The organism is Methylobacterium litchii (assembly GCF_038442315.1).
Taxonomy (GTDB): Bacteria; Pseudomonadota; Alphaproteobacteria; order Rhizobiales; family Beijerinckiaceae; genus Methylobacterium; species Methylobacterium litchii.
Window position 1 is genome coordinate 111,252 of record NZ_JBBXMY010000011.1, and the last position, 17,555, is coordinate 128,806.

The window sequence follows — 17,555 nt, forward strand, 5'->3', positions numbered from 1 at the left end:
CCCTTACTTCGGCGGCGCGTTGTCGTCCTTCTTCGGAACCTGAATGTCCAGTTCCTTGGCCCGTTCGACCGCCTCGGGGTTCGCCTGCGACGGCGGCTCCTTGGTGGCCGGGGCGGACGGCGCGGTCGGCTCCGCCGGGATCACGCTCGACGGCTGACCCGTCTGGTCGCTGTCATGGGCGCTGGCCGGCGGGGCCGGGGCGTTGCGGTCACTGCCGTTGCCGTCGGGGCGCGGGCTGCCCGAGGGCTTCTCGATCGCCGGCTTGGCGGTGCTGAGGTCGGCCGGCTTGGCGGGCGAATCCTTGCCCTCCGAACCCTTGTTCAGGGCCGGCTTCTCGGCGCTCGGCTTCTCGGCGGCGGGCGCGGCCGCCGGCTTCTCCGCCGGCTTGGCGTCCGATGATGCGGCGGCCGGCTGGGCGGCGGGCTTGTCCTCGGCCTTTTCGGCGGCGGGGAGTGGCTTCGGGCTGTCCGACAGGGTGCGCAGGTAGGCGATCACGTTCGCCCGCTCCTGCGGGTTGGCGATGCCGGCGAAGCCCATCTTGGTGCCCTTCGCGTAGACCTTCGGGTTCTCCAGGAACCCGTCGAGGTCGGCGTAGGTCCAGCTTCCGCCCTTCTCCTTGAGGGCGGCGGAGTAATCGAACCCCTCGTGGGCGGCCTTCTTGCGCTCGACCACGTCCCACAGGTCCGGGCCGACCTTGTTCGGGCCGCCCTTATCGAAGCTGTGGCAGGCATGGCAGGCCTTGGTGCCACCCTGGCCCTTCTCGACATTGGCGCTGGCGAGCCGCACCGCGATGGGCTCCACCTTCGCCTCCGCGCCGGCCGCCGCAGGCTTCTCGGCTTCGGCCTCCGGCAGGTCGTAGCCCGCCTTGCCGGCCGGTTTCGGATGGTAGATCAGTTCGGCCACGAAGCCGGAGCCAGCCGCGAACAGCATGGCGCCGAGCACGGCACCGGCGATCTTGTTCACCTCGAACGAGTTCATGGGCCTCTCTACGTCCCCGGGGCCGCGCCTGCGCGGGCACACCCGGCCACACCGCCGCACTCTGGAAGGCTTCGAGGCTGCCTTAGCCGCTTCGCCCCGACCTTGACAATGCCGCCAAGGGATAACGCAGGGTCGCGGGGGTGGCGCGCATGCAGAATTTCGCCGGTATTGTCACCGCCTTGCATCGGCCGGCCCCCAGGGACGACAACCGCCACCCGGCCTGATACAGACCCGACCGTTCCACGGACCCGCGAAGCCATGTCCGATCCCCTCGTTCTCATCCCGGCGCGACTCGCCGCCACTCGCCTGCCGAACAAGCCGCTGGCCGACATCGCGGGCGAGCCGATGATCCTCCATGTCTGGCGCCGTGCGGTGGAGGCCGGGATCGGCCCCGTCGTGGTGGCGACGGACACGCCGGAGATCGTGCAGGTGGTCGAGGCGGCGGGCGGCCTCGCGGTGCTGACGCGACCCGACCACCCGTCCGGCTCCGACCGCCTCGCCGAGGCACTGGAGAGCATCGACCCGGAGGGCCGGCACGACGTGGTCGTCAACGTCCAGGGCGACCTGCCGACCATCGACCCGGCGATCATCGGCGCGTCGATCGTGCCCTTGTCCGACCGGACTGTGGACATCGTTACCCTCTGCGCGGCGATCACCGACCCGGAGGAGGCCGACAACCCCAACGTGGTGAAGCTCGTCGGCCACGAGGTGGCCCCGCGCCGCCTGCGCGCCCTGTACTTCACCCGCGCCCGCGCGCCCTACGGCCCCGGCCCGCTTTGGCACCATATCGGCCTCTACGCCTACCGCCGGAAGGCGCTGACCCGCTTCGTCGCCCTGCCGCCGGGCGAATTGGAGACCCGCGAGAAGCTGGAGCAGCTTCGTGCCCTGGAAGCCGGGATGCGCATCGACGCGGTGGTCGTGGACGACCTGCCGCTCGGCGTCGACACCCCCGCCGACCTTGAGAAGGCGCGGGCGCTGATGCAGCGCCGCCGCCTCAACTGAACCTGCACGAGACGATGTCTGAGCGTACCATTTCCTACCAGGGCGAGCCCGGGGCCAACTCGCACATCATCTGCTCCCAGGCCTATCCGGACTGGACTCCGCTGCCCTGCCCGACCTTCGAGGACGCCTTCGCGGCGGTGACGGAGGGGCGGGCGCAGCGGGCGATGATCCCCATCGAGAACTCGCTGGCCGGCCGGGTGGCGGACATCCACCACCTGATCCCGACCTCGCCGCTGCACATCGTGGCGGAGCACTTCCTGCCGATCCACTTCCAGCTGATGGTCCTGCCGGGCACGCCCGTGGAGGCGCTGAAGAGCGTGCACAGCCACGTCCATGCGCTGGGCCAATGCCGGCGGATCATCCGCCGCCTCGGCTTGCGCTCCGTGGTGAGCGGCGACACGGCGGGCGCCGCCCGCGAGATCGCGGAAGCCGGTGATCCAAGCCGGGCGGCTTTGGCTCCCGCCATGGCGGCCGAGGTCTACGGCCTCGACATCCTGATGCGGGATGTGGAGGACGCGGCCCACAACACCACGCGCTTCGTGGTGTTCTCGCCGGAGCCCGAGCCGGCCACGGGCGAGGGCGCCTTCGTGACGAGCTTCGTCTTCCGGGTGCGCAACATCCCGGCGGCGCTCTACAAGGTGCTCGGCGGCTTCGCCACGAACGGCGTGAACATGACGAAGCTCGAAAGCTACATGATCGAGGGCGAGTTCACCGCCACGCAATTCTACGCCGAGGTCGACGGCCACCCCGACGAGCCGGGCCTGCGCCGGGCGCTGGACGAACTCGGCTACTTCTCGCGGGAATTGCGGATCGTCGGGACGTATCCGGCCCACCCGTTCCGCGAGATGGCACGCCCGGCGGCGGAATAGCCGGCGGGGCTACTCCCGCCGGATTACCCGGTCCACGACCACGTCCGACCAGAAACCCGGCCGGAAGTCGCGCTTCAGCGCCTCCGGGTCGTAGACGGTCTCGACCCAGGTGAGGAAGTCGAGGCCCTGCGGCTCGCCCTCGGTGAGGTAGCGGGCGAAGAAGGCGTCGAGGATGCCGGTCTTGGCGAAGCGGAAATGGCCGTAGCGGGCCGAGAGCTGGCGCGCGGCCTCGGCTACCGGGCGCCCCTCGTGCAGAATCAGGTAGAGCGCCGCCGCGAGCCCCGCCCGGTCGGCGCCCGACTTGCAGTGCATCACCGCCGGGTACTCGATCCCCGCGAAGAGGCGTTGCGCCGCCAGGATCGTCTCCCGGTCCGGGGCCTCGCGGGAGCGCAGCACGAACTCCACCAGCGTCAGGCCGTGGCGCTCGCAGGCCTCGCGCTGCAGCGGCCACGAGCCGTGCTCGCGCCCGCCGCGCAGGGAGATCACCGTCCGCACGCCCTCCGCGCGGAAGCGGGCGAGCTGGTGCGGGCCCGGCTGGGCCGAGCGCCAGACCTGCCCCCGGCCGACCCGGTGGCGGTTGAGATAGGCGAGGCGGAACACGCCGTGGTCCACGAGCAGCATGTTCGCCCAGGCCATGAGCCGGCTGCCCGGGCCGCCGATCGGACGCTCGAAGCGGGCGATGCGGGCCATGCGGCGGGCGTAGCGCGTCTCGGGCTTGAGAAAACGTTTGAGCACGATGGGTCCGGAAGGCGAAAGCCGCCTGTACCAGCCGGCCGGGGGAGGGGCAATCGGTGCGCAAAACGGCGCCGATCTTGCCTTCACTCCGCCTGGATCGGCATCGAACCTGCGACGGGTCCGGAGGTTGTTAGCCGAGAACGGACGGGAGGCCGAGCCGATGAGCACGCGCACCACGAGCATCCGCCGGGCCAGGGAGGCCGATATCGGCGGCGTGTCGACGGTGTTCGATGCGGCGTGGCGCGAGGCCTATCGCGGGATCATCCCCGGCATCGCCCTGGAGAAGATGATCGCGGCGCGGGGGCGGCCATGGTGGCGGTCGGCCCTTGGCCGGGGGCGGCCCATCGCGCTGGTCGAGACCGGCGACAGGATCGTGGGCTATGCCGCTTACGGGCGGGCTCGCAGCCGGGCGCTGGGCACCGACGGCGAGGTGGATGAACTCTATCTCCTGCCCGAATACCAGGGAATCGGCCTCGGACGGCGGCTCTTCCGCGCGATCCGCAACGACCTCGCCGATCACGGGCTCGGCCGGCTCGGCGTCTGGACGCTCGAGGACAATATTCGCGCGGGCGCCTTCTACGAAAGTATGGGTGGGCAGCGCGGGCCGCTCGTGCCGGATCGCGTCGCAGGCATCACGCTGCCCAAGGTCGGCTACATCTTCAGCTAAACGAACGGTTTTCCCGCTTCGTGGCGCCTCGGCGATTTGCACCGGCCGCGCGCGTGTCTATGAGACCCCCAGCGCGGCCATGTCCGCCTCAGGGAGCGACCCCCCATGAATATCGACGCGATCTCGATCGGCAAGAATCCGCCGCATGACGTCAACGTCATCATCGAGGTGCCGCTCGGCGGAGAGCCGATCAAGTACGAGATGGACAAGGAATCCGGCGCGCTGGTCGTGGACCGGTTCCTCTACACCCCGATGTTCTACCCCGGGAACTACGGCTTCATCCCGCACACCCTCTCCGGCGACGGCGACCCGTGCGACGTGCTGATCGCCAACACTCGCGCCATCATCCCCGGCGCGATCATGAGCGCCCGCCCCGTGGGCGTGATGGTGATGCAGGACGAGGGCGGCGAGGACGAGAAGATCATCGCCGTGCCCTCGCGCCACCTGACCAAGCGCTACGACCGGGTCGAGAACTACACCGACCTGCCGGAGATCACGATCCACCAGATCCAGCACTTCTTCGAGCACTACAAGGATCTTGAGCCCGGCAAGTGGGTGAAGTTCGTCCGCTGGGGCGACAAGGAGGAGGCGCACCGCCTCATCGCCGAGGGTCTGGAGCGGGCGAAGTCCAAGGCCTGAGCCTCGTCCTCACCGCATCAGGCGCGGCACGCTCTCGCGTTGCTGCGCCGCCTCGCGGATGAAGAAGCCCTTCAGCCCCGGCAGCTTGTCGACGAGGCCGAGGCCGAGGTCGCGGGCGAGCCGGAGCGGCAGGGCGTCGTTGGAGAACAGGCGGTTCAGCCCGTCCGTGGCCGCCGCCATCGCCAATGAATCGAAGCGGCGGGCGCGCTCGTAGCCCCGCAGCACGTCCGGGCTGCCCGGATCGAGCCCAAGGCGCATCGCGTCGCCGATGCTCTCCGCGAGGGCGGCGGCGTCGGCGAGGCCGAGGTTGAGCCCCTGTCCGGCGATGGGGTGGATGACGTGGGCCGCGTCGCCGAGCAGCGCCAGCCGTTCCGCCTGGAACGCCCGCGCGAGGCCGACGGACAGCGGATAGCTGTGCGGCCCCTGTTCCAGGGCGATCTCCCCCAGGTCGAGGGTGAAGCGGCGGGCGATCTCCCCGAGCACCTCGTCCGGCGCGCCGGAGAGGAGCGCGGGCGCATCCTCCGCGCGCTCCGTCCAGACGATCGACGACTGGTGGCCGAGTGCCCCACCGTCGCGCAGCGGCAGGATCGCGAAGGGGCCGGAGGGCAGGAAATGCTCGAAGGCCCGGCCCTCGTGCGGGCGCGCATGGGCGATGGTCGCGACGATGCCCACCTGCGGATAGGACCAGCCGACCCAGCCGATCCGGGCGGCCTCGCGCAGGCGCGAGCGGGCGCCGTCCGCGGCGACGAGGAGGTCGGCTTCGACGGTTTCGCCCGTGGAGAGGTCGGCGCGCATCCGGCCACTCGCGCAGGCGGCGCGCGTCACCGCCGCCTCCGCGATCACGACGCCCTCGCGCAGGCAGGCCTCGCGGAGGGCCGCGCCGAGGGGTTCGGCCTCGACCATGTGGGCGAAGGGCTCGCCGTCCTCGCGGGGGGCGTCTCCGAAGCTCAGGAAGACCGGCCGCACCGGGTCGGCGACGCGGCTGTCGCTGATCTCCATGCGGGTGATCGGCTCGGCGGCGTCGGTGATCGCCTCCCAGATGCCGAGCCGGGTCAGCATCCGCCGCCCGCCCGCCGCGACGGCGTAGGCCCGTCCGCGATGGCGCTCCGACGCGGCGCCGCCGGGATCGAGCACACCGACGACCATCGCCGCCCCGTTCTCCCGCTTGAGCGCCAGGGCGAGGGTCAGCCCGGGGAGGCCGCCTCCGGCGATCATCACCGTGCGGCTGCCGGGCCGGGCGCCATCCCGGGCGGAAGCGAGTGCGCTCGCCATCATCGCAAGTCTCCGTTTCCGTGAAGGCGGCGCATGGACCGCGCCTGTGCGTCAGCCTATGTCGCATCCGAAACCGGAACGGAAACCCCGGCCCAGCGGATCCCACCCGAATGTCCGATGCCGACACCGATGCGATGACCGAGGCGGTCGCCGAACTGATCGCCATCCTCGACCTGGAGCGGCTGGAGACCGACCTGTTCCGGGGCCAGAACCCGAAGACCGGCTGGCGGCGGGTGTTCGGCGGGCAGGTGGTGGCCCAGGCCCTCGTCGCGGCGACCCGCACGGTGCCGGCGGACCGGCTGGTCCATTCGCTGCACGCCTATTTTCTGCTGCCGGGCGATCCGAGGATCCCCATCGTCTACGAGGTCGAGCGCCTGCGCGACGGCCAGAGCTTCACCACCCGCCGGGTGAAGGCGATCCAGAACGGCCGGGCGATCTTCGCGACGACGGTCTCGTTCCAGATCGTGGAGGACGGCTTCACCCATCTTCCGACGATGCCCCCCGTGGCGGGGCCGGAGGGCCTGCCCGGCGGGCGGGAGATCGCCGCCGAGGCGGGGCTCGCCCTGCCGGAGGCGATCGCCGCGTATTTCGCCCGGCCCCGGCCCATCGAGCTGCGCCCGGTCGACCTGCGGCGCTATCGCGGCGGCGAGCCGCGCGAGCCGGTCTTCAACGTATGGCTGCGTGCCGCCGCCGCCCTGCCGGACGATCCCGCCCTGCACCGGGCCGTGCTGGCCTATGCCTCCGACATGACGCTGCTCGACGTGTCGCTGATCCCGCACGGGCGCTCGGTGTTCGATCCGCAGGTCCAGGCGGCGAGCCTCGACCACGCCCTGTGGTTCCACGGGCCGGTGAAGGCGGATGGCTGGCTCCTCTACGCGCAGGACAGCCCAGCCGCCGCAGGCGCACGCGGCTTCGCGCGCGGGCAGATCTTCGACCGCGACGGCGTGCTCGTGGCCTCCGTCGCCCAGGAAGGGCTGATCCGCCCACGGCTGGATTAAACTCTCCCCACCGACGTGCAGGGCGCCTTTCGCGTCGCCTCGGCCGTTCCTTGCTCAATCCGCCTTATCGGCGTGCAGTGTTGGGCGGATGCTGCGCATTTGATGGGCAATCGCGCGGCTAATTTGCGGGCAGGCCCCTCCGAACGGCGGGTTCCTACGGCCGAGCTTGGCTGGCACAGTCCTTGAATGGTGTCGTACAACCGCAGGCCATCCTGGCCATGTGGACCACCCGGACCGGGGTGCCGCGCCGGTCCGGCAGCGGCAACGGATCCCAAGACGCATCAAGGGGGTGCCACCCATGAAGATCGTGATGGCCATCATCAAGCCGTTCAAGCTGGAGGAGGTGCGCGACGCCCTCACCGGCATCGGCGTGCACGGCCTGACGGTGACCGAAGTGAAGGGTTACGGCCGTCAGAAGGGCCATACCGAGATCTATCGCGGCGCCGAATACGCCGTGAGCTTCCTGCCGAAGCTCAAGATCGAGGTGGCGGTCGCCAGTGACCTGACCTCCAGCGTCGTCGATGCCATCGCGGGTGCCGCCCGCACCGGCCAGATCGGCGACGGCAAGATCTTCGTGATGCCGCTTGAAAAGGCGGTGCGCATCCGGACCGGCGAGACCGACGCCGACGCCCTCTGAGCGAAGGGGCTGCGCCGGCCCGCCGGCAGCGCCCATTCGACCCCCATCCCCTTTCCGATCTTCCACACCGCGACCGCGACCGGGAGCCTCGTGCCCATGAAACTCCGTACTGCCCTCACGCTCGGCTTGGGAGGGGCGGCGCTCGCCTTTCTTTTGGTCGAGCCTTCGCTCGCGCAGACGCCGACCCCTGAGGCCGCGTCTCCGCCCCCGTCGCCGATCCCGAACAAGGGCGACACCGCCTGGATGCTGATCTCGGCGGCCCTCGTGCTCATGATGAGCGTGCCCGGCCTCGCCCTGTTCTACGGCGGCCTCGTCCGCACCAAGAACATGCTCTCGGTCCTCACGCAGGTCTTCGCCATCGTGGCGATCGCCGGCCTGCTCTGGGTGTTCTACGGCTACAGCCTCGCCTTCACCAACGGCGGCGGCATCAACGACTTCGTCGGCGGCTTCTCGAAGGTGTTCCTGAAGGGCGTCGATGCCAACTCGACGGTGGCGACCTTCTCCAACGGCGTCGTGATCCCCGAATACGTCTACATCTGCTTCCAGATGACGTTCGCGATGATCACGCCCGCCCTGATCGTCGGCTCCTTCGCCGAGCGCATGAAGTTCTCAGCGCTGGTGGTCTTCATGATCCTCTGGGTCACGCTGATCTACTTCCCGATGGCCCACATGGTTTGGTACTGGGGCGGGCCGGATGCGGTCGGCAATGCCGCCAAGGCGCTCGCCGCCGCGACGGACGACGCCTCCAAGGCCAGCGCCCAGGCGGCCCTCGACGCCGTCAACAAGGATGCGGGCTTCCTCTTCCAGAAGGGCGCCCTCGACTTCGCCGGCGGCACCGTGGTGCACATCAACGCGGGCATCGCGGGCTTCGTGGGCTGCCTGATGCTCGGCAAGCGCATCGGCTATGGCCGTGACCTGCTGGCCCCGCACTCGCTGACCATGACCATGATCGGCGCCTCGCTCCTGTGGGTCGGCTGGTTCGGCTTCAACGCCGGCTCCAACCTCGAGTCCAACGGCACCGCCGCGCTCGCCATGCTCAACACCTTCGTCGCGACCTGCGGCGCGGCGGTGGCGTGGCTGTTCGCCGAGTGGGCGCTCAAGGGCAAGCCGTCGCTGCTCGGCATGGTCTCGGGTGCCATCGCCGGCCTCGTGGCCGTCACCCCGGCCTCCGGTTTCGCCGGCCCGATGGGCTCGATCGTGCTCGGCCTCGTCGCCGGCGTGGTCTGCTTCATCATGTGCTCGACCGTGAAGAACGCGCTCGGCTACGACGACTCCCTGGACGTCTTCGGCGTCCACTGCGTCGGCGGTATCCTCGGCGCCCTGGCGACCGGCATCCTGGTCGATCCGAACCTCGGCGGCGTCGGCATCCCCGACTACACGTCGAAGCCCGGTGAGCTGGCGGTCGGCGCCTACGACATGATGAGCCAAGTCATCGTGCAGGCCGAAGCCGTGGGTCTGACCCTCCTGTGGTCGGGTATCGGCTCGGCGATCCTCTACAAGCTCGTCGACCTGACGATCGGCCTGCGCGTCACGCAGGAAGAGGAGCGCGAGGGCCTCGACATCGCCGATCACGGCGAGCGCGCCTACAACTACTGAGCCATAGGCTCTGACGAGAAAGGCCCCGGCTCGCGAGAGCCGGGGCCTTTTCGTTTTTTCAACGCTGGGACCTTCTAGAACCGCAGGGCCCGCACCCGCTTCACCTGCGGGATGTCGGCGATTTGCGTCAGCACGTCCTCCGTCACCGGCCCGTCCACGGCGACGAAGGCGATGGCGTCGCCGCCCTCGCGCTCGCGGCCGAGGTTGAAGGTCGCGACGTTCATGCCGGCCTCCCCGAGGAGGCTGCCGAAGCGCCCGATGAAGCCCGGCTTGTCGTCGTTGCGCACGAACAGCATGTGCGGCGCGAAGCCCGCATCCATGGCGATGCCGCGAATCTCGATCACCCGCGGCTTGCCGTCTTGGAAGACCGTGCCCGCCGCGTCGCGGGGCATGTCCTGCGCCTCGACGGTGATCCGCACCACCGATTCGAAGGTGCTGTGGGCGCCGCCCCGGCGGACCTCGTCCACCACGATCCCGTGCTCGTGCGCCAGGGCGGGGGCCGAGATCATGTTCACGTCGGAGCGGAAGGCGCGGAGCACCCCCGTCACCGCCGCCGCCGTGAGCGCGCGGGTGTTCATCTCCGCGACCGCGCCCTCGTAGATGACGCGGATGCCGGTGACGGGCGCTTCCGTGAGCTGTCCAAGGAACGAGCCGAGCTTTTCGGCCAGTTCCACGAAGGGCCGCAGGCGCGGCGCCTCGTCGGCGGTGATGGCGGGAAAGTTCACCGCGTTGGCGATGGCCCCGTCGGTGAGATAGGCCGAGATCTGCTCCGCCACCTGCAACGCTACGTTCTCCTGCGCCTCCGCCGTCGAGGCGCCGAGATGCGGTGTGCAGATCACGTTCGGATGCCCGAAGAGCGGATTCTCCCTCGCCGGCTCGACGGCGAACACATCGAGCGCCGCCCCCGCCACATGGCCGGAATCCAGGGCCGCGCGCAGGGCCTCCTCGTCCAGCAGGCCGCCACGGGCGCAGTTGACGATGCGCACGCCGGGCTTCGTCCGCGCCAGAGCCTCGGCCGAGAGGATGTTGCGCGTCTTCTCGGTGAGGGGAACGTGCAGGGTGATGACGTCGGTGCGGGCGAGGAGATCGTCGAGTTCGACCTTCTCGACCCCGAGCGCCACCGCCCGTTCCGCCGAGAGGAACGGATCGTAGGCGATCACCTTCATTCTCAGGCCGATGCCGCGCTCCGCGACGATGGCGCCGATGTTGCCGCAGCCGACCACGCCCAGCGTCTTGGCGGTCAGTTCGATGCCGAGGAAGCGGTTCTTCTCCCACTTCCCGGCCTGTGTGGAGGCATCGGCCTGCGGGATCTGGCGGGCCAGCGCGAACATCATCGCGATGGCGTGCTCGGCGGTGGTGATCGCGTTGCCGTGGGGCGTGTTCATCACGATCACGCCCTTGGCCGTCGCGGCGGCGACGTCGACGTTGTCGACACCGATGCCGGCCCGGCCGATCACCTTCAGCCGGGTCGCGGCCTCCAGCACCTTGGGCGTCACCTTGGTGGTCGAGCGGATGGCGAGACCGTCATAGGCGCCGATCTCGCGGATCAGCGCATCGCGGTCCTTGCCGAGGTCGGGACGGAAATCGACGGCGATGCCGCGATCCCGGAAGATGCGGATCGCCGCCTCGGAGAGGGCATCGGAGACGAGGACACGCTTCGGTTGTGAAATCTGTGCGGGCATGAGGGGGCCTCCGGCGCCGCAGAGCGGCGTCAGGCGAGAGGGCACCGTCCCTCCCCGTCGCCGGGGAGGGATGCACGAAGCGGGGGGAGGCGTGGTGCCTCAGGCAGCCTGGGTGAGGGCCGCCTTCTCCTGCGCGAAGGCCCAATCGAGCCACGGGAGCAGCGCCTCGACATCGGCGGTCTCCACGGTGGCGCCGCACCAGATCCGGAGACCGGCGGGGGCATCGCGATAGGCCGCGATGTCCAGGGCGACGCCCTCCTTCTCCAGCCGCGCGGCGATGCCCTTGGCCAGCGCGGCCACGGCCTCGTCGCCCTTGGCCAGCACGTCCGGGTCGGCGATCACGAGGCACACGCCCGTGTTGGAGCGCGTCGCCGGATCGACGGCGAGCGGCGCCACCCAGGGGGTGCGGTCGACCCAGGCATAGATCGCCGCCGCGTTGGCGTCGGCCCGGGCGTGGAGCGCCGGCAGGCCACCGATCCGCTGCGCCCAGTTCAGCGTATCGAGGTAATCCTCGACCGCGAGCATGGAGGGGGTGTTGATCGTGTCGCCCTTGAAGATGCCTTCGATGAGCTTGCCGCCCTTGGTGAGGCGGAACACCTTCGGCAGCGGCCAGGACGGCGTGTAACTCTCCAGCCGCGCCACGGCGCGGGGCGAGAGGATCAGCATCCCGTGCGCGGCCTCGCCGCCCATCACCTTCTGCCAGGAGAAGGTGACGACATCGAGCTTGTCCCACGGCAGGTCCTGCGCGAAGGCGGCCGAGGTGGCGTCGCAGATCGTCAGCCCCTCGCGGTCGGCGGCGATCCACGCGCCGTCCGGCACCTTCACCCCGGCGGCGGTGCCGTTCCAGGTGAAGACGACGTCATGGGTCTTCGTGTCGATGGAGGCGAGGTCCGGCAGCACGCCGTAGGGCGTCTGGTGGATCACCGGCTCGATCTTGAGCTGCTTGAGCGCGTCGGTGACCCACTCCTTGCCGAAGGCCTCCCAGGCGGCGACCGTCACCGGGCGGCAGCCGAGCAAGGTCCACATCGCCATCTCGACGGCGCCGGTATCGGAGGCCGGGACGATGCCGATCCGGTAATCGGCCGGCACTTGCAGGATCTCGCGGGTCAGGTCGATCGCCTGCCCGAGCTTGGTCTTGCCGAGGGGGGAGCGGTGCGAGCGGCCGAGGGCGGCGTCGGCGAGGGCTTGCGGGGTCCAGCCGGGGCGCTTGGCGCAGGGACCGGACGAGAAGTGGTTCACGCGCGGGCGCGTGGTGGGTCGAGCACTCATGATGATCCATCCTTGCAGATGGGCGCTCCTCGTTGGGGAGGAGTGTCCCGCCGACGCGGATGCGCCCAAACTTGGCCGGTTGCAAGCCCGATCCGCGCCGGGACGATCACGGTCCGGGGCGCGGAACGAGCGATTAAGATCGGCCGATTAGCCTGGACGGCGTACCGCGTTGTGTTCCGGGTGCGCCGATGTCCTATGAAGATGCCGCGATCGTCGCGGCCTTTACGGTTCTGTTCGCCGTCGTGATTGCCATGCTGCCGCGCAGCCGGAAGGGCGACCTGATGGAGCGCCCGCAGGTGCAGGTGCTCGAATTCGATCCCCTCCTCGTCGAGGCGGACGGGCCGGTCCTCGACCTCAAGCCCGCCTGAGGGCGTTCAGGGCCTCTTTCCCGCCAGCAGGTCGGGCCGCCGCTCGGCGGTGATTCGCTCGGCCTCCGCCCGCCGCCATTTGGCGATGGCGCCGTGGTTGCCGCCGTTCAGGATGTCCGGGATGGCGCGGCCCTCCCATTCCCGCGGGCGGGTGTAATGCGGGTATTCGAGGAGCCCGCCCTCGAAGCTTTCCTCCACGCCCGACTCCACCTTGCCCATGACGCCGGGCAGCAGGCGCACGCAGGCATCAAGCAGGGTGATCGCCCCGATCTCGCCGCCCGAGAGCACGTAATCGCCGATCGACACCTCTTCGAGGTCGCGTCCCGCGATCACCCGCTCGTCCACCCCTTCGAACCGGCCGCAGACCACCACCACACCCGGCCCCGCCGCGAGTTCGCGCACCCGCTCCTGCCGCAACGGGCGACCCCGGGGGGACATGAGGAGGCGCGGTCTCGGATCCTCCTGCGGCGCGGCGGCATCGATGGCGGCGGCGAGCACGTCGCAGCGCAGGACCATGCCCGCCCCGCCGCCGGAGGGCGTGTCGTCCACGTTCCGGTGTCGGCCGAGCCCGTGCTCGCGGATGTTGCGCGCCTCCAGGCTCCACTCGCCCCGCGCGAGCGCATCACCGGAGAGCGACACGCCGAGGGGGCCGGGGAACATCTCCGGGTAGAGGGTGAGGATCGTGGCCCGCCAGGGCATGTCCGCGCGCGTCATGGCGCTCCATCGCGCGTCCGGTGCGGCACGGTCAACGCGGCCGGCACCGGCTGGGGTCCTCGGCGGTTGTCCAACATGCTGCGCCTCTCGCTCCTTCTCTCCCTCGCCCTCACCGTGCCGGCCTGGGCCGCTCAACCGCTGGCGCCTCCGGGGGCCCCGGCCGGAGCCTTTCCGAAGCCGGACCGCCCCGTCGCGGAGATCGTCGCACCGCAATGGACGGCCGAGGCCCAGCGCGACAAGACGGGCGAGTTCGAGCAGGTCGCCAAGGCCATGCGGATCGCCCCCGGCGAGACGGTGGCCGATATCGGGGCGGGCAGCGGCTACTACGTCGTGCGGCTGAGCCCGCGCGTCGGGCCTTCGGGCAAGGTCCTCGCGGAGGACGTGACGCCGTCCTACCTCGCCAGCCTGGAGCGGCGGGTGAAGGGGCTCGGCAACGTGACGGTCGTGCAGGGCGAGCCGCACGACCCGCGTCTTCCCCCGGCCTCCGTCGACGCGGTGGTGCTGGTCCACATGTACCACGAGATCACGCAGCCCTTCGGCCTGCTCTACAATCTCGCCCCCGCCATGCGTCCGGGCGGTCGTGTCGGCATCCTCGATGCGGACGACATCCCCTCCCGCCACGGCACGCCGCCCGCCCTCCTGCGCTGCGAGTTGGCGGCGGTGGGCTACCGCGAGACCGGCTTCCACCCGATGCCGGATGGTACCTATCTCGCGGTGTTCGAGGCCCCCGCGCCGGAGGCGAGGCCGAAGCCGGAGACGATTCGTCCATGTCGGGACGGGGCGACGGCGCGATAAGCGCGGCCGTACGAATCAACGCACCGTTGCTTGAGCACTGCTACGCTGGAGGTGATAACGGCTACGCTTGAGGCGCCTCTCCGATCCGAAGGCCCCCGCTACGGGGCTTGCGGCGGAGCTGATCGGCCGTCGCCCCCGCATGGGTGAGGAGATCGATCGGAGAGGAGGTGATTCGTGTGCTCGGGATACCGATCCTCACCGTCACCGTGAGTAAAAATGCCAGCGCGTGGTCTGTGACCATCACGCTGGCATTCAAGCTCATATAGCAGCAGAGCAAAGGAGCCGAGGCGAGGTAGCGCTTTCCCCGGCTCCACCCTGAGGATAAATCCCCAGGCCCTGAATTTCAATCGCCCCGTTCGAGCGGTTCAGCCCGGATCGTCGGCAGGTTTCGGTCCCGGCGCCTCGAAGAAATCCTCGGGCAGCGCAACGGTGATCCGCTTCGCCGGCATGTCGAGATCGGGCACGAACGCCTTGGTGAAGGGCAGGAGTGCCGTCGCCCCGCCTGCGGCCGGGCGCAGTTCCAGGAGATCGCCGCCGCCGTAATTCGGCACCGCGACCACCGTCGCGACGACGGTCCCCGTGGCATCGATGGCGCTGGCGCCGATCAGGTCGGTGGTGAACACCTCGTCGTTGTCATCCGGCGTGCCGAGGCGGGCGCGGGGGACGTAGATCGCGAGGCGGTTCAGGGCCTCGGCGGCGGTACGGCCGGAGACGCCCTGGACGCGGGCGATCAGCATGTCGGCCGATGCGCCGGGGGCGGGGCGGACCTCGGCGAGGGCCAGCGCCCGCCCGTCGGCGGTCGTGAGCGGGCCGTAGCCGGCGATGTCGAGCGGCGCGGCCGTGTACGACTTCAGCCGCACCTCGCCGTTGAGGCCGTGCGCCCGCCCGAACTCGCCCATCAGGACGAGATCCGGATCGACGGCGGCCGGCGGCGGCTTCGGGGCGGGGGGCTTGGCCGAGGTCGCGACCTCCGGCGCGAGGGCCGGAGGTCGGGCGCGGCGAGCGCCGTCGCGGGAATGGGGACCAGCGGGGCGGCGCGTCACCAGCGCGTGCCTTACGCGGCGGCGTCTTCGGCGGGGGCGGCGGCCTTCTCGGCGCGCTTGGCGGCCCGCTCCTTGGACTTCTCGCCCGGCTCGGCCTTCTGCGGGTTGTTGCGGGCCGGACGCTTGGCGAGGCCGGCGGCATCGAGGAAGCGCAGGACGCGATCGGTCGGCTGCGCGCCCTTGGCGAGCCAGCTCTGGATCTTCTCGTTGTCGAGCACGATGCGGGCCGGATCGTCCTTGGCCTTCATCGGGTCGTAGGCGCCGACCTTATCGATGAAGCGGCCATCGCGCGGCGAGCGGGCGTCGGCGACGACGATGCGGTAGTAGGGGCGCTTCTTGGCGCCGCCGCGGGTGAGACGGATCTTGAGCGACATGGTGTGTTCCTAGTTCTGGTTGTCGACCGTGGCGCCGTGCTCGGCCGCGATCGTCTGGTGGTGCCGGATGACTTCCTTGACGACGAACGCCAGAAATTTCTCGGCGAAATCGGGGTCGAGCTTGGCGTCGACCGCGAGTGTGCGGAGCCGGGCGACCTGACGGGCCTCCCGGTCCGGATCGGAAGGGGGAATCCCCTTGCGGGCCTTCAGCTCGCCGACCCGCTGGGTGCAGCGGAAGCGCTCGGCGAGCAGATGGATCAGGGCGGCATCGAAATTGTCGATGCTGTCGCGCAGGCGCGCGAGCTCGGGATCGACGCCTTGAGCGGAAAGGATCGTCATTTCTTCTTCCCGAACGGCAGGCCGCCGAGGCCGGGGAGCTTCGGCCCCCCGAGGCCCGGCAGGCCCGGCAACTTCGGCATTCCACCGCCACCCCCGAGGCCCGGCGGCATGGGTGGCAGCTTGCCCCCGAACTGCTTCTCCAGGGCGGCGATCTGCTCCGGCGTCGGCTCGGGCATCCCCGGCGGGAGGCCGGGCATGCCCCCCGGCATCCCGCCGCCACCGCCGCCGAGCCCGAACATGGAGCCCAGCGCCTGGCCGATGCCGCGTTTGCCCGAACCCATCGCCTTCATCATGTCGGCCATGGTCCGGTGCATCTTCAGGAGCTTGTTGATCTCCGAGACGTCGACACCCGAGCCCGCCGCGATGCGCTTCTTGCGGCTGTTCTTCAGGATATCGGGGTTCTTGCGCTCCTGCGGGGTCATCGAGGAGATGATCGCCCGCTGACGCTTGAACATCTTCTCGTCGAGATTGGCGCCCTCGACCTGCTTCTTGATCTGCCCCATGCCGGGCAGCATCCCCATCAGCCCGCCGATGCCGCCCATGCGCTCCATCTGCGCGAGCTGCATGGACAGGTCCTCAAGGTCGAACTTGCCCTTGCGCATCTTCTCCGCGGTGCGGAGCGCCTGCTCGTGGTCGATGGTCTCGGCGGCCTTCTCGACCAGCGAGACGATGTCGCCCATGCCGAGAATGCGGTTGGCCACCCGCGCCGGGTGGAATTCCTCCAGCGCATCGACCTTCTCGCCCGTGCCGACGAGCTTGATCGGCTTGCCGGTGACGGCACGCATCGAGAGCGCCGCGCCACCGCGCGAATCGCCGTCCATCCGGGTCAGCACGATACCGGTGACGCCGAGCCGCTCGTCGAAGGCGCGGGCGGTGTTCACCGCGTCCTGGCCGGTCAAGGCGTCGGCGACGAGGAGCACCTCGTGCGGGTTCGTGGCCGCCTTCACCTCGGCGGCCTCGACCATCAGCGCCTCATCGACCGTTGTGCGGCCGGCGGTGTCGAGCATCACCACGTCGAAGCCGCCCAGACGAGCGGCCTCCATCGCCCGGCGGGCGATCTGTACCGCCGACTGGCCGGCGACGATGGGCAGGCTGTCGACGCCGACCTGCTTGGCCAGCACCGCCAACTGCTCCATGGCGGCCGGGCGGCGCGTGTCGAGGGAGGCGAGCAGCACCTTCCGGCGCTCGCGCTCGCTGAGGCGGCGGGCGATCTTGGCGGTGGTGGTGGTCTTGCCCGAGCCCTGGAGGCCGACCATCAGGATCGGCACCGGGGCGGGGGCGTTCAGGCTGATCACCTCGGCATCGGTGCCGAGCATGGCGATCAGCTCGTCGTTGACGAGCTTGACCACCATCTGGCCCGGCGTGACCGACTTCAGCACCGTGGCGCCGACGGCCTTGTCGCGGACCCGGTCGGTGAAGCCGCGCACCACTTCCAGGGCGACATCGGCCTCCAGCAGGGCCCGGCGCACCTCGCGCATGGCGGCGGTGACATCGGCCTCGGTCAGCGCGCCCCGGCGGGTGAGGCCGGAGAGGATGCCGGAAAGGCGGTCGGAAAGTCCCTCGAACATGCCCGGCCCG

19 protein-coding genes are annotated in these 17,555 nt (G+C 70.2%); 9 read left to right on the forward strand and 10 right to left on the reverse strand.

The window, feature by feature from the left end; translation table 11 throughout:
* Nucleotides 1–3: 3 nt before the first annotated feature.
* Nucleotides 4–978 carry a c-type cytochrome gene (locus tag AAHF99_RS19165; RefSeq protein WP_342166075.1) on the reverse strand — a complete coding sequence of 325 codons (975 nt, stop codon included), beginning with the start codon at nt 976–978 and terminating at the stop codon, nt 4–6.
* A 258-nt stretch (nt 979–1,236) separates the two neighbouring features.
* Between AAHF99_RS19165 and AAHF99_RS19170 the strand changes: the two genes are divergently transcribed.
* Together AAHF99_RS19170 and AAHF99_RS19175 are read left to right on the forward strand one after the other, a co-directional pair.
* Nucleotides 1,237–1,980 (forward strand): 3-deoxy-manno-octulosonate cytidylyltransferase, encoded by a 744-nt coding sequence (locus AAHF99_RS19170; RefSeq protein ID WP_342166076.1) that lies wholly within the window; start codon nt 1,237–1,239, stop codon nt 1,978–1,980.
* Nucleotides 1,981–1,994: 14 nt separating this feature from the next.
* Complete coding sequence (locus AAHF99_RS19175; RefSeq protein ID WP_342166077.1) at nt 1,995–2,849, forward strand: prephenate dehydratase; 855 nt, start codon at nt 1,995–1,997, stop codon at nt 2,847–2,849.
* A gap of 9 nt (nt 2,850–2,858) precedes the next feature.
* On the opposite strand, the gene AAHF99_RS19180 is transcribed toward AAHF99_RS19175, so the two are convergent.
* Entirely contained in the window at nt 2,859–3,584 is a 726-nt protein-coding gene (locus tag AAHF99_RS19180) for a tyrosine-protein phosphatase (protein ID WP_342166078.1), read from the reverse strand.
* A gap of 160 nt (nt 3,585–3,744) precedes the next feature.
* Between AAHF99_RS19180 and AAHF99_RS19185 the strand changes: the two genes are divergently transcribed.
* Together AAHF99_RS19185 and ppa are read left to right on the forward strand one after the other, a co-directional pair.
* On the forward strand, nt 3,745–4,251 hold the full coding sequence (locus AAHF99_RS19185; RefSeq protein ID WP_342166079.1) for a GNAT family N-acetyltransferase: 507 nt from the start codon (nt 3,745–3,747) through the stop codon (nt 4,249–4,251).
* Between the two features lie 105 nt (nt 4,252–4,356).
* Nucleotides 4,357–4,890, forward strand: coding sequence for an inorganic diphosphatase (ppa, locus tag AAHF99_RS19190; protein WP_243953707.1), 534 nt, complete (start codon nt 4,357–4,359; stop codon nt 4,888–4,890).
* 9 nt (nt 4,891–4,899) lie between these two features.
* On the opposite strand, the gene AAHF99_RS19195 is transcribed toward ppa, so the two are convergent.
* Nucleotides 4,900–6,162 carry an FAD-dependent monooxygenase gene (locus AAHF99_RS19195; RefSeq protein ID WP_342166150.1) on the reverse strand — a complete coding sequence of 421 codons (1,263 nt, stop codon included), beginning with the start codon at nt 6,160–6,162 and terminating at the stop codon, nt 4,900–4,902.
* Nucleotides 6,163–6,272: 110 nt separating this feature from the next.
* Here AAHF99_RS19195 and tesB point away from each other — a divergent pair, with 110 nt between their 5' ends.
* From tesB to AAHF99_RS19210, 3 genes are all read left to right on the forward strand, one after another.
* The gene (gene tesB, locus AAHF99_RS19200) at nt 6,273–7,160 is read left to right on the forward strand and encodes an acyl-CoA thioesterase II (RefSeq protein WP_342166080.1); all 888 of its coding nucleotides are present in this window, start codon (nt 6,273–6,275) and stop codon (nt 7,158–7,160) included.
* A gap of 298 nt (nt 7,161–7,458) precedes the next feature.
* Entirely contained in the window at nt 7,459–7,797 is a 339-nt protein-coding gene (locus tag AAHF99_RS19205) for a P-II family nitrogen regulator (RefSeq protein ID WP_238248428.1), read from the forward strand.
* A 96-nt stretch (nt 7,798–7,893) separates the two neighbouring features.
* The gene (locus AAHF99_RS19210) at nt 7,894–9,393 is read left to right on the forward strand and encodes an ammonium transporter (RefSeq protein WP_342166081.1); all 1,500 of its coding nucleotides are present in this window, start codon (nt 7,894–7,896) and stop codon (nt 9,391–9,393) included.
* Between the two features lie 74 nt (nt 9,394–9,467).
* Here the strand turns inward: AAHF99_RS19210 and serA are convergent, their stop codons facing one another.
* Both serA and AAHF99_RS19220 read right to left on the reverse strand, forming a co-directional pair.
* Nucleotides 9,468–11,075 carry a phosphoglycerate dehydrogenase gene (gene serA / locus AAHF99_RS19215; protein WP_342166082.1) on the reverse strand — a complete coding sequence of 536 codons (1,608 nt, stop codon included), beginning with the start codon at nt 11,073–11,075 and terminating at the stop codon, nt 9,468–9,470.
* Nucleotides 11,076–11,174: 99 nt separating this feature from the next.
* Nucleotides 11,175–12,344 carry a phosphoserine transaminase gene (locus AAHF99_RS19220; RefSeq protein ID WP_342166083.1) on the reverse strand — a complete coding sequence of 390 codons (1,170 nt, stop codon included), beginning with the start codon at nt 12,342–12,344 and terminating at the stop codon, nt 11,175–11,177.
* Between the two features lie 188 nt (nt 12,345–12,532).
* On the opposite strand from AAHF99_RS19220, the gene AAHF99_RS19225 reads away from it, so the two are divergent.
* On the forward strand, nt 12,533–12,712 hold the full coding sequence (locus tag AAHF99_RS19225; RefSeq protein ID WP_243953712.1) for a hypothetical protein: 180 nt from the start codon (nt 12,533–12,535) through the stop codon (nt 12,710–12,712).
* 6 nt (nt 12,713–12,718) lie between these two features.
* On the opposite strand, the gene trmD is transcribed toward AAHF99_RS19225, so the two are convergent.
* On the reverse strand, nt 12,719–13,426 hold the full coding sequence (gene trmD, locus AAHF99_RS19230) for a tRNA (guanosine(37)-N1)-methyltransferase TrmD (protein ID WP_342166084.1): 708 nt from the start codon (nt 13,424–13,426) through the stop codon (nt 12,719–12,721).
* 75 nt (nt 13,427–13,501) lie between these two features.
* On the opposite strand from trmD, the gene AAHF99_RS19235 reads away from it, so the two are divergent.
* A complete protein-coding gene (locus AAHF99_RS19235) occupies nt 13,502–14,221 on the forward strand; it encodes a class I SAM-dependent methyltransferase (protein WP_342166085.1) in 720 nt (239 codons plus the stop codon).
* A gap of 365 nt (nt 14,222–14,586) precedes the next feature.
* Here the strand turns inward: AAHF99_RS19235 and rimM are convergent, their stop codons facing one another.
* From rimM to ffh, 4 genes are read right to left on the reverse strand one after another with little or no spacing between them, the layout of a single operon-like run.
* The gene (gene rimM / locus AAHF99_RS19240; protein WP_342166086.1) at nt 14,587–15,264 is read right to left on the reverse strand and encodes a ribosome maturation factor RimM; all 678 of its coding nucleotides are present in this window, start codon (nt 15,262–15,264) and stop codon (nt 14,587–14,589) included.
* Between the two features lie 11 nt (nt 15,265–15,275).
* Nucleotides 15,276–15,638: a 30S ribosomal protein S16 gene (gene rpsP, locus AAHF99_RS19245; protein WP_243930607.1), complete on the reverse strand. Its 363-nt coding sequence runs from the start codon at nt 15,636–15,638 to the stop codon at nt 15,276–15,278.
* 9 nt (nt 15,639–15,647) lie between these two features.
* Nucleotides 15,648–15,977: a chorismate mutase gene (locus tag AAHF99_RS19250; protein WP_342166087.1), complete on the reverse strand. Its 330-nt coding sequence runs from the start codon at nt 15,975–15,977 to the stop codon at nt 15,648–15,650.
* The gene (gene ffh, locus AAHF99_RS19255; RefSeq protein ID WP_342166088.1) at nt 15,974–17,545 is read right to left on the reverse strand and encodes a signal recognition particle protein; all 1,572 of its coding nucleotides are present in this window, start codon (nt 17,543–17,545) and stop codon (nt 15,974–15,976) included. The genes AAHF99_RS19250 and ffh overlap by 4 nt, the downstream gene beginning before the upstream one ends.
* Nucleotides 17,546–17,555 lie beyond the last annotated feature (10 nt).

Excerpts from the sequence above, each read along its gene's own strand:
- serA (WP_342166082.1), bottom strand. The coding sequence starts at position 11,075 with ATGCCCGCACAGATTTCACAACCGAAGCGTGTCCTCGTCTCCGATGCC.
- AAHF99_RS19175 (WP_342166077.1), top strand. The coding sequence starts at position 1,995 with ATGTCTGAGCGTACCATTTCCTACCAGGGCGAGCCCGGGGCCAACTCG.
- AAHF99_RS19220 (WP_342166083.1), bottom strand. The coding sequence starts at position 12,344 with ATGAGTGCTCGACCCACCACGCGCCCGCGCGTGAACCACTTCTCGTCC.
- ppa (WP_243953707.1), top strand. The coding sequence starts at position 4,357 with ATGAATATCGACGCGATCTCGATCGGCAAGAATCCGCCGCATGACGTC.
- AAHF99_RS19235 (WP_342166085.1), top strand. The coding sequence starts at position 13,502 with ATGCTGCGCCTCTCGCTCCTTCTCTCCCTCGCCCTCACCGTGCCGGCC.
- AAHF99_RS19165 (WP_342166075.1), bottom strand. The coding sequence starts at position 978 with ATGAACTCGTTCGAGGTGAACAAGATCGCCGGTGCCGTGCTCGGCGCC.
- AAHF99_RS19205 (WP_238248428.1), top strand. The coding sequence starts at position 7,459 with ATGAAGATCGTGATGGCCATCATCAAGCCGTTCAAGCTGGAGGAGGTG.
- AAHF99_RS19250 (WP_342166087.1), bottom strand. The coding sequence starts at position 15,977 with ATGACGATCCTTTCCGCTCAAGGCGTCGATCCCGAGCTCGCGCGCCTG.
- tesB (WP_342166080.1), top strand. The coding sequence starts at position 6,273 with ATGTCCGATGCCGACACCGATGCGATGACCGAGGCGGTCGCCGAACTG.
- trmD (WP_342166084.1), bottom strand. The coding sequence starts at position 13,426 with ATGACGCGCGCGGACATGCCCTGGCGGGCCACGATCCTCACCCTCTAC.
- AAHF99_RS19170 (WP_342166076.1), top strand. The coding sequence starts at position 1,237 with ATGTCCGATCCCCTCGTTCTCATCCCGGCGCGACTCGCCGCCACTCGC.
- AAHF99_RS19185 (WP_342166079.1), top strand. The coding sequence starts at position 3,745 with ATGAGCACGCGCACCACGAGCATCCGCCGGGCCAGGGAGGCCGATATC.
- AAHF99_RS19195 (WP_342166150.1), bottom strand. The coding sequence starts at position 6,162 with ATGGCGAGCGCACTCGCTTCCGCCCGGGATGGCGCCCGGCCCGGCAGC.
- AAHF99_RS19225 (WP_243953712.1), top strand. The coding sequence starts at position 12,533 with ATGTCCTATGAAGATGCCGCGATCGTCGCGGCCTTTACGGTTCTGTTC.
- AAHF99_RS19210 (WP_342166081.1), top strand. The coding sequence starts at position 7,894 with ATGAAACTCCGTACTGCCCTCACGCTCGGCTTGGGAGGGGCGGCGCTC.
- ffh (WP_342166088.1), bottom strand. The coding sequence starts at position 17,545 with ATGTTCGAGGGACTTTCCGACCGCCTTTCCGGCATCCTCTCCGGCCTC.
- rpsP (WP_243930607.1), bottom strand. The coding sequence starts at position 15,638 with ATGTCGCTCAAGATCCGTCTCACCCGCGGCGGCGCCAAGAAGCGCCCC.